This is a genomic window from Wenyingzhuangia gracilariae, from assembly GCF_056387575.1.
Map to the genome: position 1 here is coordinate 1,276,057 of NZ_CM150748.1, position 15,592 is coordinate 1,291,648.

A 15,592-nucleotide genomic window follows, 5' to 3' on the forward strand; every position below is an offset into this window, starting at 1 on the left:
GATGAGATTGTTATTTATTTTCTTATTAATGTTCTCTAAATTCTATGCACAAAATTGCAACGAACTAAACAACATTAGAGGCATTTTTCAAAAAGGAGTAAACAAACAAGAATTAGAACAAATGATTGCTATTTGTGAAACCTCAACTTGCCAACAAGTAATTCCTTACCACGCTGCAGCACTCATGAAAAAAGCAGAATTTGTTTGGTCTCCTTTTGAGAAGTTAAGTACCTTTAAAAAAGGAAAAAAAAAGCTGGAAAATTTTATAGCTAAAAACCCTAAAAATATTGAAGCCAAGTACATTCGTTGGTTGACACAAAAAATGGCTCCTAAATTTTTAGGATATAGAGATCATTTAGAAAAAGATTATCAATACATACAGAACAACATCAACAAAAGTAACATACCGCACAGCTATCAAAAAGTGATTTTAAATCATCTAAAAAAAATACAACATGAATAACCTAATTTTGTTCTTCTTAACTACCCTGGGTACGTTTTTATTGATGGAGTGTATTACCTGGTGTACACATAAATTTGTAATGCATGGTTTTTTATGGTATTTGCATGAAGATCATCATCAACCCAAATACCAAGGTGTTTTTGAAAAAAATGATGCTTTTTTTGTCATTTTTGCCATTCCTAGTATTGCATTGTTCTATTACGGAATTCGCCCAGAACTCAACTATTTATTTTTTATAGGTTTGGGAATTTTGTTTTATGGTATTGCCTATTTTTTAGTGCACGATATCATCATTCATCAACGATTTCCTTGGTTTAAAAACATTAAAAATCCATACATAAAATCACTTAGAAAAGCACATAAAGTACATCACAAACATTTAGGAAAACAAGACGGAGAATGTTTTGGTATGTTGTACGTTCCTATTAAATACTTTAAACAATATTTTTAATGCAAGCTTACACATATTTGTTTATTGACCTGGCTTGTATTTCCATTCCTTTGTTGGCTAGTTTTTATCGCAAACATGCTTTTTATAAAGAGTGGAAACCTTTTTTTGTTAGCTGTTTATTAGTGGCTACTTTCTTTTTAATATGGGATGAAATTTTTACCAAACTTGGTTTTTGGGGATTCAATCAAGATTATATTACAGGTATTTATTTAGGACATTTGCCTTTAGAAGAAATTTTATTTTTTGTTTGTATTCCCTACGCGTGTTCTTTCACCTTTTTTGCTTTTATTTATTTACTTCCCAACAAAAAACATAGTAATAAGCTTGTTAAACTAAATTACACATTGGCTTTATTTTACATAGGTTTAAGCATTTTAAATTATCAAAAATGGTATTCTTTTTTAACCTTTTTATGTTTAGGAGTTTTTTTATTATTTCTACATAAAAAAAAGGTAAACCTATTTTATTACTATTTAACTTTTGCAACTATTTTACCATTCTTTTTTGTTAGTAACGGAATTTTAACTGGGAGTTTTATTGCTACTCCTATTGTTTGGTACAACAACACACAAAATTTAGGAATTAGACTATTTACCATTCCTATAGAAGATGCTTTTTATGGAATGTTATTAATTTTTGGAAATATTTATTTTCATCAACTTTTAAAAAAAACTAAAGAAAAAAGAAATGCAAAAAGTTAACGTATTCTGGTTTAGAAGAGATTTGCGTTTGTTTGACAACACAGGGTTAAACAAAGCTTTGGAAGGAGATTTACCCGTACTTCCTATTTTTATTTTTGATGAAAATATTTTAGATGAACTTCCTAAAAATGATGCTCGTGTAGAATTTATTCACTCTACACTTGCAAAAATTTATAGCGAATTAAAAAATCATGACACCAGCCTTTTGGTATTACATGGCGACCCAGTACAAATTTGGGAACAACTTTTTAAAAAATATAAAATTCAACACATATACACCAACAAAGATTACGAACCTTATGCTTTACATAGAGACAGAACTATTTACAAACTAGCAAAAGAACACAATGCCGAATTTTATCGTTTTAAAGATCAAGTAATTTTTGAAGAAAACGAAATTGTAAAAGCCGATGGAACTCCATATACTATATATACTCCCTATAAAAAAAAATGGCTTAACAAATTTCAAAAAACAAAATTAACCACAACTATTTGTACGGTTTCTAACTTTTTAAAATTCAACTCTAAATTTCCTAAACTTGCAGACATTGGTTTTGTTCCCTCTACAATTTCTATTCCCGAATTTTCTTCAAAAAACATTACCAATTACGGAGAATATAGAGATTTTCCAGCCAAAGAACATACTACTCGAATAGGAATTCATCTTCGTTTTGGAACCTTAAGTATTCGAAAAATAATTCTAGATTTTGCTGAACAAAATGAAACTTATTTAAGTGAATTAATTTGGAGAGAGTTTTTTATGCAAATTCTATTTCATTTCCCCAACGTACAGCATCAGAGTTTTAGAGCCAAATACGATGCTATTCCTTGGAGAAATAACGAAGACGAATTTAAAAAATGGTGCGAGGGACAAACAGGTTACCCCATAGTAGATGCAGGTATGAGAGAATTAAACACTACCGGACATATGCACAACCGAGTTCGTATGATTGTGGCAAGTTTTTTATGTAAACACCTGCTTATTGATTGGAAGTGGGGAGAAGCTTATTTTGCTCAAAAACTATTAGATTACGAACTGGCTGCCAACAACGGAAATTGGCAATGGGCTGCTGGAACAGGCTGCGATGCAGCTCCTTATTTTAGAGTGTTTAACCCAACTACACAACTAGAAAAATTTGACAAAAAACATGAATACATACAAAAGTGGATTCCAGAACTAACCGAATTTACTTATCCAAAACCTATGGTAGATCATAAAATGGCTAGAGAAAGAGCTATTAATACTTACAAAAAAGCATTGAATAACAGTTAATAGTTGAAAACACAACGAAACAATTACACACATAAATACATAATCATGAAGGTTACATTAAAAATTGCAGCAATATATAATCTTTTATGGGGTGCCTGGGTGGTCTTATTTCCTAATCATTTTTTTGATTTGGTAGGCATGGATCGTTTAAACCTTCATATGATTTGGCAAGGTGTGGGAATGATTGTGGGGGTGTATGGTATTGGCTACTGGTTAGCCTCTTACAATCCTATGAAACATTGGCCCATTGTAGCCGTTGGTTTTTTAGGTAAAATTTTTGGTCCTATTGGCTTTGTTGGCAATTATATAGAAGGAATTGTTCCTTTTCAGTTTTTTTATACACTTATTTTTAACGACTTAATTTGGTGGATTCCTTTTGGATGTATTTTATGGAAAGTACATAAAGAATACAAATGGAAATTGCAATAAGTAAATTTTGAACTTATCATTTTAATGATTCAATTTTTCTAAAAATAGTTTTGATTACATTTATAACCTTTAAGATCTAATCAAATGAAAAAATTACACATACTAATCCTCTTATTTGTAAGTGCATCTCTAACTGCTCAAACGGTTTACAACCTCCCAGCAACAGCTAAAAAAATTCTGTTTTTAGGAAATAGCATTACCTACCAAGGACATTATATTTCTTATTTAGAAACCATTTTATCATTAGAAAATCCATCTTTCACTAAAGAATATATAAATGTTGGTTTGCCAAGCGAAACTGTTTCAAAACTGTCAGAACCCAACCATGCAAAAGGAGCATTTCCTCGTCCTAAATTGCAAGAACGTTTAGACAGAGTTTTAAACAAAACTCAACCCGATTTTATCATTGCTTGTTACGGTATCAATGATGGAATATATTTGCCTTTCAACGAAAAAAGATTCAAAGCCTTTAAAAAAGGAATGCTATGGTTAAATTATCAAATTACAAAACGTAAAATTCCTGTTATTTATTTTACTCCCACTCCTTATGACAACGTATTAGACCCTGCTTATAGCAATGTTATTGATTTGTATTCCTCTTGGTTAATGAGTTTAAAATACACCGACAATTGGAAAGTAATTGATGTTCATGAAGCAATGAAAAACGAATTGTTAAATCAACGAAAAATAAATCCTGATTTTGTATTTACTCGTGATGGAATTCACCCCACCCCACAAGGTCATTGGGTAATGGCTCAGCAAATTTTAACTAGTTTGGGTTATTCCAACATGTTAGCTTATAAAACTTTTAACCAAGCTATAGCTCCATATTCCAACGGAAAAGCTATTTATCAGCTTATTAATAAAAGACAACAATTAATGAAAGATGCATGGTTAACCCACACAAAACACAAACGACCTAACATGAAAACAGGAATTTCTATGACAAAAGCAAAAGAGAATTATACTGCAATTCAAAAAGAGATTCATCAACTTTTAAACTCTAAATAGTTACTCCCCAAAAGCGGTAATTACAATAGTTCTAGAGCCTCCGTAATTTCTGTGTTCTCCTAAATAAATTCCTTGCCAAATACCTAAATTCAATTTCCCATTGGTAATAGGAATTGTAACCGAGTTTCCTAACATAGATGCTTTAATATGTGCTGGCATATCATCACTTCCTTCATAATTGTGCTTGTAATAAGGCATATCTTCAGGAATCATTTTATTAATATGCGTTTCAAAATCCAAACGAACCGTAGGATCTGCATTCTCATTAATTGTTAAACTTGCCGAAGTGTGTTTGATAAACACTTGTAATTGCCCTATTTTAATATTTAAAATTAGAGGCATCGCTGCTTCTATATCTTCTGTAATTAAATGGTAACCTCTGCTTTTAGCTTGTAACTGTATTTCTTTCTGATAAAATTTCATCTCAATTCATCCTTATAAATCAAATCTACTAATTTCTATTTTTCTGCACACATATACATTTTTTTTAATTAAAGTTTAGGTTCCTAAAACTTTATGGATTTAAGATAAAATATGGATTGTTGACATTTCAATAACCTTCATCTAATACAACCACGTAAAGTGCAAGCTAAATTTACCTTGTTACAAAACTTTAAAAACATTATGAAAAAAATAATCTATACCATGGCTATTGCTTTTGCTTTATATAGCTGTGATGAAGAAATTAGAGAAGTAGAAAAAATTGTAGAAGTAGATGCTTCTGTACAAGCTAAATTAGAAAACAGCGATTTTGTTTTGCAATTATTACACTATGCAGATGTTGATGGTGATGAGGAAATTGCATTAAACAGCATTAATCAATTTGCTACTTTGGTAAAACACTTCCAAAATGATGTTTTATTTGGAGAAAATACTTTAACAGTAAATTCTGGAGATATTATTATTCCTGGACCACGTTACAACACCGCAGAAGAAAGCGTTATTAGAGCAATGACTGGTAGTGACGAGCCTGGACATATAGACATTGCTTTTGCCAACGCTTTTGGAGTAGATGCAGCCGTAGTAGGAAACCACGAGTTAGACCAAGGACCTGGTGAATTGGCAGATGCCATTTCTTCTGAATCTAAAGACGGTGTTACTTTTTCGGGATCTAACTTTCCATACTTAGCAACCAATGTAAATTTTTCTGGAGAATCAGATTTTACAGTGGGTACAGATGGTGCAGAAACAAACACTTTAGGAACTAAAGTAGCTAAATATGCCATTAAAACTATTAAAGGACAAAAAATAGGAATTGTAGGTGCTTGTTCTCCAACATTTCCTAAAATTACTTCTGTAGGTAATTTAACATTTACTCCTGGTATAGATTTTACCAACGAACAATTGGCAGCAGAAATTCAAACCTCTGTAAATGCTTTAAAAGGTATGGGAGTTAACAAAATTGTATTGTTGGCACACATGCAGCAAATTTCTGTCGAAAAAGCTTTGGCTGAATTGTTAACAGATGTTGATATTATTGTTGCCGGAGGTTCTAACACCAGAATGGGTGACGACAATGATGTATTGTTCCAAACAGATACTGCTTTTGACGAAACATATCCTTACACAGCTACCAACCCTAACGACGAACCTGTATTAGTTGTTAATGTAGATGGAGATTACAAATACTTAGGTAGATTGGTTGTTGGTTTTGATGAAAACGGTGTGATTGATACCGAAACTTTAAGTACTATTTACAACGGAGTATATCCATCTAACAACAACGGTGTTTCTGATTTAGAAGATGCTGTAAGCGATTTAATTGAGGAACAATTTTCTAACGTAATTGGGTACTCTAGCGTATTTTTAGACGGAAGAAGAGAACAAGTAAGAACTCAAGAAACCAATTTAGGAAACATGTCTGCCGATGCAAACTTATGGTATGCAAACTTGTTGTCTCCAGAACCTGTAGATATTTCTATTAAAAACGGAGGTGGAATTAGAGCTGCCATGGGACAAATTGTAGTAGCTCCTGATGGAACAACTACTTTATTACCTTCTGCCGATAAAACAATTTCTGAAGGACATTTAAGAGCTGCTTTTAAATTTGACAACGGATTGGTAAGATTAACCGTAACTGCAACCGAATTAAAAGATTTATTAGAACACGGTTTTGCTGCTTCTGCAGATGGAGCTACCCCTGGTCAATTTCCACAAGTTGCAGGAATGGTTGTAGAATACGATACTTCTAAAACGGCTAGAACTACAAAAGGAACAGGAAACAGAGTACAAAAATTATCTATTGGTGAAGATTTAGTGATTGATGGAGGAAACATTCAAGGAGATGCCAATAGAACTTTTAACTTAGTAACCTTAAACTTTTTAGCTAGTGGAGGGGACTTATATCCTTTTGCCGAATTATCTGCTCCAAACAGAATCAACTTTTACGAGGGTGCTGGTTATGGAGAAGACACTGCATATCCTGGAGCAATTTTAACAAACGATCCAAACAACAATTCAACGTTTAGTTATACAGGAGGAGAGCAAGATGCCATTGCTGAATATATGTTAGCGAAACATGCTTCTTTAGAAACAGCATATAGTGCAGAAGAAACTAGTATTGAAAACGATACAAGAATTGTAAAATTAAATTAAACCATTCACCTCTTTTTCTTAAGCCAGTAGAGTTCTCTCTACTGGCTTTTTTATTTAATAAACACATATCAATCAATACATTAACACTGACAATTCTTCTTTCTAAAATGTCATTTTTTCAGACACAAATGCCTTGGTATAAGTTTTGTAATTTATAGTTTAAAAAATAGATTGTTTAACTTAAAATTTTAATATCATGTCATTAGTAAAATTTTCAAATACGTATCCAGACTTGTTTGATCGCTTTTTTAACCATGATGGATTGAACGGTTTAAGCAAGCACTACTCAAAAACAAACACCAGCATTCCTTTGGTAAATATTTTAGAAGACAATGATGGTTTTTCCATTGAAATGGCCATCCCTGGTTTTAAAAAAGAAGATTTAAAAATAGAAGTAAACAATGGGCAATTAACCATTTCATCAGAAAAAGAAACCACTCAAGAAAACAATAAAGATGCACAATACTCTTTAAAAGAATATTGTTATCAATCTTTTAGTAGATCTTTTACATTAACCGATACTATAGAACAAGAAAAAATTGATGCCAAATACGCTGATGGTGTTTTAACCATTTACATCCCTAAAAAGGAAGAAGCAAAACCGAAACCTATAAAATTAATTACGGTCAAGTAATTTAAAAATTTTAAATGTGTGTCTTTCTAAATTTTAATTGTTATGATTGAGTTACAAAAACATGTATTAAGTCAAGTATATCCAAATCAAGATTTGTTTAATAAAGAGTTGTTAAAAGCCAAAAGATGGTTAAACACTTGTGAACTGGAGCAACTAAAAAAATGGTTGCAACAAGATAAATTTAAAAAATATGCACAAATAATAGAAGCTACACTTACAGACAATTATCAGTTAGCATCTTAAACTAAAAAGCTCCCTTAAATTGGGAGCTTTTCTTATTCTATTGATTGCCTTTTAATTTACTTTAACACCTCTAACAAGTTGGCGGTAATATTTAAAGGTATTAGGGGTGATTGGGATATGATTGTATTAGCACTATTCATCATTTCTAAACGAACCCAATATGCACCTGCAGCTATTCCAGTAGTTTTGGCTGTATCCATTACATCATAACTGTAATAATTTGTATTGGCATTGTTATCGTAAATTGTAGACGGATAGGTAACTTCTATTCTCTTTACTAAAGATTTATCGTTTTTATTTAAAAACACTAAATACGGAGTTTCTGTGCTTTTTACATATAATCTTTTTTGATTTCTACCCACAAAGTTTAAATGATAAATTTGACTTTCTGTAATACTGGTTACATAGCCAATATTATTTGGAATTTGTATAGCTATAGAGGTAGCTAATTTTGTACTATTAAGATCTAAAATTCTATAAGGCTGTGTATTGTCTGAGTAATTTCCTACCAAAATTTCATTCTTACTTTCTACTTCTACTAAGGTTACATCATAAAAATCTACATCCATTTTTAAATTAGCAACATCAAACTTAATTACAGTACCATTGTTAGGGCTTGTAGGTTCTGAAACTACTGCCAAAGCCATTCTTTTTGATTTTTTTTCTTCATCTCTAGTGTTTTCTTCTTCCTCTTCTATTAAATTGGCCTGATATTCCTTACCATATTGTTGTCCCGTAAATTTTAATTTATAAGTATAGGCAGCATTGTAATTTTCTATGGTTACTTGTGATGCAGCTGTAATATCGTACGTTTCTGTACTATTGGTATCGTCTGTAACCCTAGGATATCCTTGCCCTGTTTTTTCTTTTAAAACCGCTTTGGTTGCACTTGCTTCTTGTATGGTTACTATAGCATCATCACTACTAGATGAACAAGCAGTTAAAAAGGCCAGACCTAACATTAATATATTTATTTTTTGTAACATCTTTTTTTCTTTGTTTATGATGATTATTTTTTATTTTTCTTTACAATACTCTATTTAATCGTTTTTAAGAGCTGCTAATATATTCCCTGCTTTTTTTACTTGTATTTTTTGAAAAAGTGCATTTTTATACACCTTATTAACTGGATCACTCGCACTTTTACTTTCTTGTAGTCTAAATAAATATTCTCCGTTTTCTGGAATAATATTGTTTATTTTAGAACTTGTAAACCTGTAAGAATACGTTCCTGCACTAGCTCCATTGCTACCACTGTTATTAATTACCCCTAGTAAATTCAAATCCAAATCATACACTCCTAACTGAACTCCTATTCCTTTAATATAATTGGTAATTGTAGGTCTTACTCTAAAATCTGCTACGCTTAAATTTAATTCTGTTAATTTTGCCCAACTAACAGATTCTAATTGAGTTCCACTTAAAAAGCTAGTCGCATCGGTGTCTATAACCACATAATCTAAAGACTCTCCAGTTACATTAATTTCTGCTCCACTTTCTTTTTCTATTAAAACTACGCTGTAGGTATCAGCATCCATGTCTAAGTTTTCAACATCTGCTAGTAAAGTTGTTTTAGCACTAATTATTGGAACAAGTAAACTCGCTTTCATCTCACTAAAGTCTTTGCCTACTCCAGTTATTAATTTGCTTAAATTCACTGTATATTCTTTTTTAAAGTAGTTTCCTATTAATTTTAGTTCGTACGTATAATTCTCATTATAACCTTCTACTTCTATTTGTACAGCATTGCTAGTTGTATGTTTAAAATTGTACTGATTTTCAATTCTACTTACTTTTGAACTTATATTTGCTGCTGTAACACTTACAGAATCTTCTACATCTGATACGTTAATTGTAATTGTTGCAGTGTCTACTAGTTCTCCATCAGATACGCTTACTACAATGGTATGGGTTGTTGCTGTTTCAAAATCTAATTTTTTATTCTCTTGTAATCTTAAAATTACATTTGTTCCATTTTTTGTGATTTTAAACAAATCATTTGAGTTTTGCTTTATGGTGTATGTCAGTTCATCTTCTTCTACATCTGTGGCAAAAAAAGTTAGTATGTTAAAGCTATCAATAATATTTTCTGAAACAGTTATTGTATAATCTTCTAAAACTGGTGCTCCGTTCTTAGGTTCATTTACTTCATCTTCTTTGGAACAGCTGATAACTAATACAGATGCACAAAATATGGTGCATATTAAAAATTTTGATAAATAGTCTAATGTTTTCATAGTTGGTTGGTTTGTAGTATTTGTTTATTGCACTTTAAATTTTTGAAAAGGAGACGTTTTAACAATTCCGCTTCCGTTTTTAAACACTTCCATTCTTACTAAATAATCTCCAGACACAAGTCCAATGTTACTAGGGCTAATAAATTTAAAAGATGTGTAATAGCTTGTACCACCGTTTACAGAACTAGAACTAGACGAAGTTATAGTTGCTGTTTTTTTTACCAAAGTTTGATCAGCTACGGTGTAAAATGCTATTTGATGAATTTCTCCTGGATAATTATATGCTTTGGCTTTGCTTAAAACAGTAGCCTCTAATTTTATGGAATATCCTATAGGATGCCCTGTACTTGCAATAGCTCCATTGGCTTGAGAAGCTCTTATTGTTGTATAAAAATCGGAACTTCCTTGATCTATAAATTGAAAACTACGTGTATCTGTTTCTAAAGTATTTTGTAAAAGCAATTTATTGTTGCTGTCTACTTCTACTAAAACTCCAGTGTAAAAATCCGACTTCATTTCTAAAGAAGCTAAGTCAAAATACATTGTTTTGGCAGTTGCTGATGAGACTGTTGTGCTTAAACGCTCTTCTTGTTTTAAAGTTACTTTATCAACCGTATTTACATTATAAACCTCTTTTGTGTAAACCCCGGTTAATTGCAGCTGATAAGAATAATTTTTGTTATAGTTTTCTAACGCTACATATGTGTTTGCTTGGTTACTTTCATCTAAATCAAAAGTTAAATAAGTAACATTATCATCTGTAGCAACTGTTTTTCCTACAAAAGTAGCTTTGGTAGCTGCTATTGGTTGAATGGTTGGTGTTTCTGGTTTTGTAGGCTCGTTAATTTCTTCTGAATTGCTACTGCATGCCACTAAATTTACAACAATTAGTAAGTGCAAAACATTCATTAATTTTTTTTTCATTTTTTGATCTTATAATTTTTAATCAAAAATGAACAAAAGAAGAATTTAAGCTTTGGTATTGTTTCCCAACAGTATTTTTTTATTTCTAAAGGAATATTTATTTTCCTAAAAACGCATCTACTGTGTTTTTATAGGTTTTACTAACAGGTAATTCTAATGTGTTTAAATGTATTTTTTTTTGAGCTAAAGAATAAGAGCTTACTTTAGATAAATTGGCTATCCAAGACCTGTGTACTCTTTGAAGTTCTGGTGTTTCAAAAAACAATTCTTCGTAATAATTAAGCTTTTTAGATGCGGTGTATTTTTTACCATCAATAGTATAAATGTGACTATACATTCTATCAGCCTCTATACACAAAATACTTTCTATATTCAGAATTACATAATCGCTTTTATAAGGGATGGATATTTTAGAAAGCTTTTTTTTATTTTCGGTAAAAGCCTCCATTCTATCTTGAAAATTGGCAATCATTAATTGATTTTTAAGTTTTGCCACTACCTCTACAAGCCTATCAATATCTATGGGTTTAAGCAAATAATCTAATGCAGAAACTTCAAACGCTTTTATTGCATATTGATCGTAGGCCGTAATAAACACAACCTGAAAATTAAGATCATCACACTCTTTTAGTAATTGAAATCCGTTTTTCTGAGGCATTTCAATGTCTAAAAAAACAACATTGGGTTGTAGTTCTTCAATACTTTTTATGGCCTCGTTTACATTACAACAAGTAGCTACTACGCTTATTTCTTGACAAAAATTATCTATTAAATAGATTAAATTTTCCCTAGCACTTTGCTCATCATCTACTACTATTGCTTTTATCTTACTCATTAATTTAAAGTATAAGGTATTTTTATAATGACTTTGGTTCCTTTAGAAACAGGTATATAATCAAAACCAATGTCTGTTTTGTAATAATCTTTTAGCAACACCAATCTTTCTCTTATGGCATTGGTAGAAAATGATGGATATTCTAATTGGTTTTTATGGTGTATTTCTTTGGCTTTTTGATAACCGATTCCGTTATCGGATATAATGCATTGAAACACTTCTTTTTGCACAAATTCTATTTCTAAACTTTTATTTCCTTTTACTTTGTTTAACAAACCATGTTTGATGGAGTTTTCTACAAAAGGTTGAATAATCATAGAAGGAATTTTGATGTCTTTTATGGTTTCTTCTCCTTTAATTTGATACGTAAAATTGTCTCTAAACCTTAATTTTTCTAACTCTAAATACTTTTTTAATAACGATTTTTCTTCGTCAAAAGACACAAAACTTTTTTCACTCATATTTAAATTTTCTCTTACCATAGATGAAAACTTAGACAAGTATTGATATGCATTGTGCTTGTCTCCTTTTAAAACCAAACTCTGAATAGAATTCATTGCATTGAACATAAAATGAGGATTCATTTGAGCTTTTAGTGATTTTAATTGCAAATGAGCAACTTCACTCTTTTGTGTTTCTTCTAATTTTTGATAAGCCAACTCTAATTGTTCTTCGCTATTTTGATTTAATTTTTTAAAATAATGAAACAAATAAAAACCTGCTATAAAAAGAGAAGTTACAACAGGATCTTTTAACAAAATTAGCACTCTTAAATATTGTATAGGATCTTTAATTTCTAACAACCATAAATCGCTCCAACTATAGGTTAATAAACAAATTGCTAAAAAAAAGTAGGCAGGAGTATTGCTCTTATACAAGCTCATAACCAACAATGGCAAAAAAATAAAATAACAAACTGTATACGGACTAAATGTGATGATAAAAGACAATGTATAAAAAACTACAAAAGCAATAATTAAATAAAGTATTCTACTAATACGGAATTTATTTTTTTTGTTTAACAACAATAAAAAAGACAAAAAAAGGAACGATATAACATGGATAATAATGTCTTTTATTTTGTTGGGCGGATTGAACAAAACATCTAGCGTAATAAAAAAGCAACTTAAATGCATCCAAATAATAATGTATGTGTTTAGCAAAGCTATCTTTTTTTTAAGCAGCCTGTCTGTAGTATGCTCTTGCCCTATTTGAATTATTTTTCTATAAACATTCATTTTTTTATTTTTTATGAGCTATTTTTAACAAACAACTTGTTTGATTGTTTTGAACCACGTGCTCAAAAGTAATATTCACATCATAAAACTCTTTTAAGAGTTTTATATGCTTACGAATGTTTGTTAAAGAAAAAGAAGCCTCTTGTACATTATTCTTTTTTTCTAACATTTCTAGCTCTTTAATAGAAATTCCATCATCTACAATAGTGCAAATGATTTCTACATTATTTTGCGTAAAACAAACGTGTATTTTTTTTGTTGTATCTGTTTTATGAAACAATCTGTGTAACGAATTTTCTATAAAAGGTTGAATAATCATAGAAGGAATTTTAACCGTTTCGTTCACCTCTTTTTTTTCTAAAATATAGCTAAGTGAATCTTTAAACCTTAACTTTTCTAACTCTAAATACTTTTCTAACATAGAAAACTCTTCTTGAAAAAGAATGTATGCTTGTTCACTCATTTTTAAATTATCTCTTATAATAGAAGAAAACTTAGATAGGTAATTATAGGTATCCATCGTGTTTCCTTTTATCACTAAATTTTGTACAGAATTCATGGCATTAAACATAAAATGAGGATTCATACGACCTCTTAATGCTTTTAATTGCAAGTTTGCCAATTCGTTCTTTTTAGTTTCTTCAAGTTTCTTGTAAGTATCATGTAATTTTAACTCATTTTCTATATTTATTTTTTTAAAATAATTAACCAATAAGTACACACAGGTAAACAATCCAAATACCGCAAAAGGATCTAACTTACTAACTACCGATTTTGGATAAACCACAATTACATAATAAGGAATAAAAAAAAGAAACAAACTAAACAGTGTAATTAGTGCCGGAATTTTATTTTTATTAAAAAGAGTTAAAGCAATTCCTGGTACAAACACATAATAATACTCACTATAAGACTGTGGTAGTAATGTGGTTGAAAACATAAAGATGGCAAACATAACAATGGATAACCATAAAAATGTAGCCCAATAGTATTTTTGTTGTTTGTTTAAAATAAGAATTACCATCATAAACAATAACAGCATTGCATAACACATAATTATTTTAGAGGTAATAATACCTGTTATGGTATCTCCAATAGGCATTATAACTACAAAATGAAGTGTAATAAGAACATAAATATTTAGCAGTTTTATTTTCTTATTTTTTTTAGACGAAAATCTTGGTTTCTGCCCTATGTCTAAAATTTTATCGTATAGTTTAAAAATTGCCATACGCTAGTTTTCTTTTACATAAGGAATTTTAACCTCTACCACAGTACCTATTTTGGTAGGTAAATACCTAAAACCAATATCTGTTTTGTAAAAATCGGTTAAAAAAGTTAATCTTTGTTTTATAGCTGTCGTAGAAAAAGACTCTTGTTTATTCTGATTTTGTTTATTTATTTTTTTAGAAGCTTTTACCCCCACCCCATTATCGGTAATTACACAAACCAACACCTCTTTTTCTAACTTAAAAGTAACTTCTAGTTTTTTAATTCCTTCTAATTTATGCAACAATCCATGTTTGATGGAATTTTCTATAAAAGGCTGAATAATCATAGCAGGAATTTTAATATTTTCTAAATCATCTACTCCTGTTAAATGATACTCAAACTTTTCTTTAAACCTTAATTTTTCTAATTCTAAGTATTTTTTTAATAAAGATTTTTCTTCATCAAAAGACACAAAACTTTTTTCACTCATGTTTAAATTTTCTCTAATCATTAAAGAAAATTTAGTCAAGTAGTTATATGCTTCTGTTTTGTCTCCTTTTAATACTAAATTTTGAATAGAATTCATAGCGTTAAACATAAAATGAGGATTCATTTGCGCTTTTAGTGACTTTAATTGCAAATGAGCAACCTCACTTTTCTTAGATTCTTCTAAAAGTTGATAAGCCAAAGACAACTTTTCTTCATTTGCTATGTTAAGTTTTTTAAAATAGCTTACTAAAAAATAAACAGCCAAAAACAGACCTAACATGGCAGGTACCTCTATTCTATCTACATATTCTTGCGGATATACTTTTATAAAGAAATAAGGTGTTATATACCCTATAAAACTTAAAGCTGTACAAAGTATGGGAATTGTTTTTTTATGATAAAGAGATAAGCTGATTCCTGGTAAAATAATAAAATAATATTCCATGTACATTCCTGGAAGTACAAACAAAGAGAAAGCACTAAAGTTTACAAAAGCAATTAACAACCACAGAGGTCTTGCATAATTAAAATAACGAAACTTATTTAAAACAATTACTAAAACAAGTCCTAGAAATGTATAAAAATGTGCCAGCGTTGTTTTTAACACAAAAATTCCAGAGATGTAATCTGCAATAGGAAAAAGCAGTGCAAAATAAATCCAAATTAAAGCGTAGGTATTTAAAAGCTCTATTCTTTTATTTTGTGTATCAGAATATGTGGTACAAACTCCTTGTTTTATAATTCTTTTATGCACTGATTGCATCATAGCAAATAATTAGATTTTACAAAGTATAAAAAAACAAAAGAACATTCTTCTATTATTTCCGAATAACAGATTTTAATTTCCTAATTACTTT

At 30.1% G+C, this 15,592-nt stretch carries 17 protein-coding genes; 9 read left to right on the forward strand and 8 right to left on the reverse strand.

Annotated elements, in window-relative coordinates; genetic code table 11:
- Position 1: 1 nt before the first annotated feature.
- The 6 genes from ACY2IJ_RS05510 to ACY2IJ_RS05535 all read left to right on the forward strand — a co-directional run bounded on the left by ACY2IJ_RS05510 (position 2) and on the right by ACY2IJ_RS05535 (position 4,328).
- Entirely contained in the window at positions 2 to 463 is a 462-nt protein-coding gene (locus ACY2IJ_RS05510) for a hypothetical protein (RefSeq protein WP_476726152.1), read from the forward strand.
- Positions 456 to 914, forward strand: a complete 459-nt coding sequence (locus ACY2IJ_RS05515) for a sterol desaturase family protein (RefSeq protein WP_476726153.1) — start codon at positions 456 to 458, stop codon at positions 912 to 914. The genes ACY2IJ_RS05510 and ACY2IJ_RS05515 overlap by 8 nt, the downstream gene beginning before the upstream one ends.
- Positions 914 to 1,615, forward strand: coding sequence for a lycopene cyclase domain-containing protein (locus ACY2IJ_RS05520; RefSeq protein ID WP_476726154.1), 702 nt, complete (start codon positions 914 to 916; stop codon positions 1,613 to 1,615). Before ACY2IJ_RS05515 ends, ACY2IJ_RS05520 begins: the two co-directional genes overlap by 1 nt.
- On the forward strand, positions 1,602 to 2,888 hold the full coding sequence (locus tag ACY2IJ_RS05525) for a cryptochrome/photolyase family protein (protein WP_476726155.1): 1,287 nt from the start codon (positions 1,602 to 1,604) through the stop codon (positions 2,886 to 2,888). Before ACY2IJ_RS05520 ends, ACY2IJ_RS05525 begins: the two co-directional genes overlap by 14 nt.
- Before the next feature lie 45 nt (positions 2,889 to 2,933).
- Positions 2,934 to 3,317 (forward strand): alkyl hydroperoxide reductase, encoded by a 384-nt coding sequence (locus tag ACY2IJ_RS05530; protein ID WP_476726156.1) that lies wholly within the window; start codon positions 2,934 to 2,936, stop codon positions 3,315 to 3,317.
- 84 nt (positions 3,318 to 3,401) lie between these two features.
- Positions 3,402 to 4,328: an SGNH/GDSL hydrolase family protein gene (locus tag ACY2IJ_RS05535; protein WP_476726157.1), complete on the forward strand. Its 927-nt coding sequence runs from the start codon at positions 3,402 to 3,404 to the stop codon at positions 4,326 to 4,328.
- Here the strand turns inward: ACY2IJ_RS05535 and ACY2IJ_RS05540 are convergent, their stop codons facing one another.
- A complete protein-coding gene (locus tag ACY2IJ_RS05540; protein WP_476726158.1) occupies positions 4,329 to 4,751 on the reverse strand; it encodes a secondary thiamine-phosphate synthase enzyme YjbQ in 423 nt (140 codons plus the stop codon).
- A gap of 201 nt (positions 4,752 to 4,952) precedes the next feature.
- On the opposite strand from ACY2IJ_RS05540, the gene ACY2IJ_RS05545 reads away from it, so the two are divergent.
- The 3 genes from ACY2IJ_RS05545 (at position 4,953) to ACY2IJ_RS05555 (ending at position 7,800) form a co-directional block, all read left to right on the forward strand.
- Positions 4,953 to 6,923: a bifunctional metallophosphatase/5'-nucleotidase gene (locus ACY2IJ_RS05545; RefSeq protein WP_476726159.1), complete on the forward strand. Its 1,971-nt coding sequence runs from the start codon at positions 4,953 to 4,955 to the stop codon at positions 6,921 to 6,923.
- Positions 6,924 to 7,119: 196 nt separating this feature from the next.
- Positions 7,120 to 7,557, forward strand: a complete 438-nt coding sequence (locus ACY2IJ_RS05550) for an Hsp20/alpha crystallin family protein (RefSeq protein ID WP_476726160.1) — start codon at positions 7,120 to 7,122, stop codon at positions 7,555 to 7,557.
- 42 nt (positions 7,558 to 7,599) lie between these two features.
- A complete protein-coding gene (locus tag ACY2IJ_RS05555; protein ID WP_476726161.1) occupies positions 7,600 to 7,800 on the forward strand; it encodes a hypothetical protein in 201 nt (66 codons plus the stop codon).
- Positions 7,801 to 7,856: 56 nt separating this feature from the next.
- Here ACY2IJ_RS05555 and ACY2IJ_RS05560 read toward each other — a convergent pair whose 3' ends face one another.
- The 7 genes from ACY2IJ_RS05560 to ACY2IJ_RS05590 form a co-directional block, all read right to left on the reverse strand.
- Positions 7,857 to 8,786, reverse strand: coding sequence for a hypothetical protein (locus ACY2IJ_RS05560; RefSeq protein WP_476726162.1), 930 nt, complete (start codon positions 8,784 to 8,786; stop codon positions 7,857 to 7,859).
- A 54-nt stretch (positions 8,787 to 8,840) separates the two neighbouring features.
- Positions 8,841 to 10,037 (reverse strand): cadherin repeat domain-containing protein, encoded by a 1,197-nt coding sequence (locus ACY2IJ_RS05565; RefSeq protein WP_476726163.1) that lies wholly within the window; start codon positions 10,035 to 10,037, stop codon positions 8,841 to 8,843.
- Positions 10,038 to 10,061: 24 nt separating this feature from the next.
- Positions 10,062 to 10,961 carry a hypothetical protein gene (locus ACY2IJ_RS05570; RefSeq protein WP_476726164.1) on the reverse strand — a complete coding sequence of 300 codons (900 nt, stop codon included), beginning with the start codon at positions 10,959 to 10,961 and terminating at the stop codon, positions 10,062 to 10,064.
- 97 nt (positions 10,962 to 11,058) lie between these two features.
- Positions 11,059 to 11,796: a LytR/AlgR family response regulator transcription factor gene (locus ACY2IJ_RS05575; protein WP_476726165.1), complete on the reverse strand. Its 738-nt coding sequence runs from the start codon at positions 11,794 to 11,796 to the stop codon at positions 11,059 to 11,061.
- The gene (locus ACY2IJ_RS05580) at positions 11,796 to 13,034 is read right to left on the reverse strand and encodes a sensor histidine kinase (RefSeq protein WP_476726166.1); all 1,239 of its coding nucleotides are present in this window, start codon (positions 13,032 to 13,034) and stop codon (positions 11,796 to 11,798) included. The genes ACY2IJ_RS05575 and ACY2IJ_RS05580 overlap by 1 nt, the downstream gene beginning before the upstream one ends.
- A 4-nt stretch (positions 13,035 to 13,038) precedes the next feature.
- A complete protein-coding gene (locus ACY2IJ_RS05585; RefSeq protein ID WP_476726167.1) occupies positions 13,039 to 14,265 on the reverse strand; it encodes a sensor histidine kinase in 1,227 nt (408 codons plus the stop codon).
- A gap of 3 nt (positions 14,266 to 14,268) precedes the next feature.
- Positions 14,269 to 15,501, reverse strand: coding sequence for a sensor histidine kinase (locus ACY2IJ_RS05590; protein WP_476726168.1), 1,233 nt, complete (start codon positions 15,499 to 15,501; stop codon positions 14,269 to 14,271).
- Positions 15,502 to 15,592 lie beyond the last annotated feature (91 nt).

What these genes read in the sequence shown, in the direction of transcription:
- ACY2IJ_RS05525 (WP_476726155.1), top strand. Translation starts at nt 1,602, where the DNA reads ATGCAAAAAGTTAACGTATTCTGGTTTAGAAGAGATTTGCGTTTGTTT.
- ACY2IJ_RS05575 (WP_476726165.1), bottom strand. Translation starts at nt 11,796, where the DNA reads ATGAGTAAGATAAAAGCAATAGTAGTAGATGATGAGCAAAGTGCTAGG.
- ACY2IJ_RS05540 (WP_476726158.1), bottom strand. Translation starts at nt 4,751, where the DNA reads ATGAAATTTTATCAGAAAGAAATACAGTTACAAGCTAAAAGCAGAGGT.
- ACY2IJ_RS05510 (WP_476726152.1), top strand. Translation starts at nt 2, where the DNA reads ATGAGATTGTTATTTATTTTCTTATTAATGTTCTCTAAATTCTATGCA.
- ACY2IJ_RS05530 (WP_476726156.1), top strand. Translation starts at nt 2,934, where the DNA reads ATGAAGGTTACATTAAAAATTGCAGCAATATATAATCTTTTATGGGGT.
- ACY2IJ_RS05560 (WP_476726162.1), bottom strand. Translation starts at nt 8,786, where the DNA reads ATGTTACAAAAAATAAATATATTAATGTTAGGTCTGGCCTTTTTAACT.
- ACY2IJ_RS05545 (WP_476726159.1), top strand. Translation starts at nt 4,953, where the DNA reads ATGAAAAAAATAATCTATACCATGGCTATTGCTTTTGCTTTATATAGC.
- ACY2IJ_RS05535 (WP_476726157.1), top strand. Translation starts at nt 3,402, where the DNA reads ATGAAAAAATTACACATACTAATCCTCTTATTTGTAAGTGCATCTCTA.
- ACY2IJ_RS05570 (WP_476726164.1), bottom strand. Translation starts at nt 10,961, where the DNA reads ATGAAAAAAAAATTAATGAATGTTTTGCACTTACTAATTGTTGTAAAT.
- ACY2IJ_RS05580 (WP_476726166.1), bottom strand. Translation starts at nt 13,034, where the DNA reads ATGAATGTTTATAGAAAAATAATTCAAATAGGGCAAGAGCATACTACA.
- ACY2IJ_RS05555 (WP_476726161.1), top strand. Translation starts at nt 7,600, where the DNA reads ATGATTGAGTTACAAAAACATGTATTAAGTCAAGTATATCCAAATCAA.
- ACY2IJ_RS05565 (WP_476726163.1), bottom strand. Translation starts at nt 10,037, where the DNA reads ATGAAAACATTAGACTATTTATCAAAATTTTTAATATGCACCATATTT.
- ACY2IJ_RS05585 (WP_476726167.1), bottom strand. Translation starts at nt 14,265, where the DNA reads ATGGCAATTTTTAAACTATACGATAAAATTTTAGACATAGGGCAGAAA.
- ACY2IJ_RS05520 (WP_476726154.1), top strand. Translation starts at nt 914, where the DNA reads ATGCAAGCTTACACATATTTGTTTATTGACCTGGCTTGTATTTCCATT.
- ACY2IJ_RS05550 (WP_476726160.1), top strand. Translation starts at nt 7,120, where the DNA reads ATGTCATTAGTAAAATTTTCAAATACGTATCCAGACTTGTTTGATCGC.
- ACY2IJ_RS05515 (WP_476726153.1), top strand. Translation starts at nt 456, where the DNA reads ATGAATAACCTAATTTTGTTCTTCTTAACTACCCTGGGTACGTTTTTA.
- ACY2IJ_RS05590 (WP_476726168.1), bottom strand. Translation starts at nt 15,501, where the DNA reads ATGATGCAATCAGTGCATAAAAGAATTATAAAACAAGGAGTTTGTACC.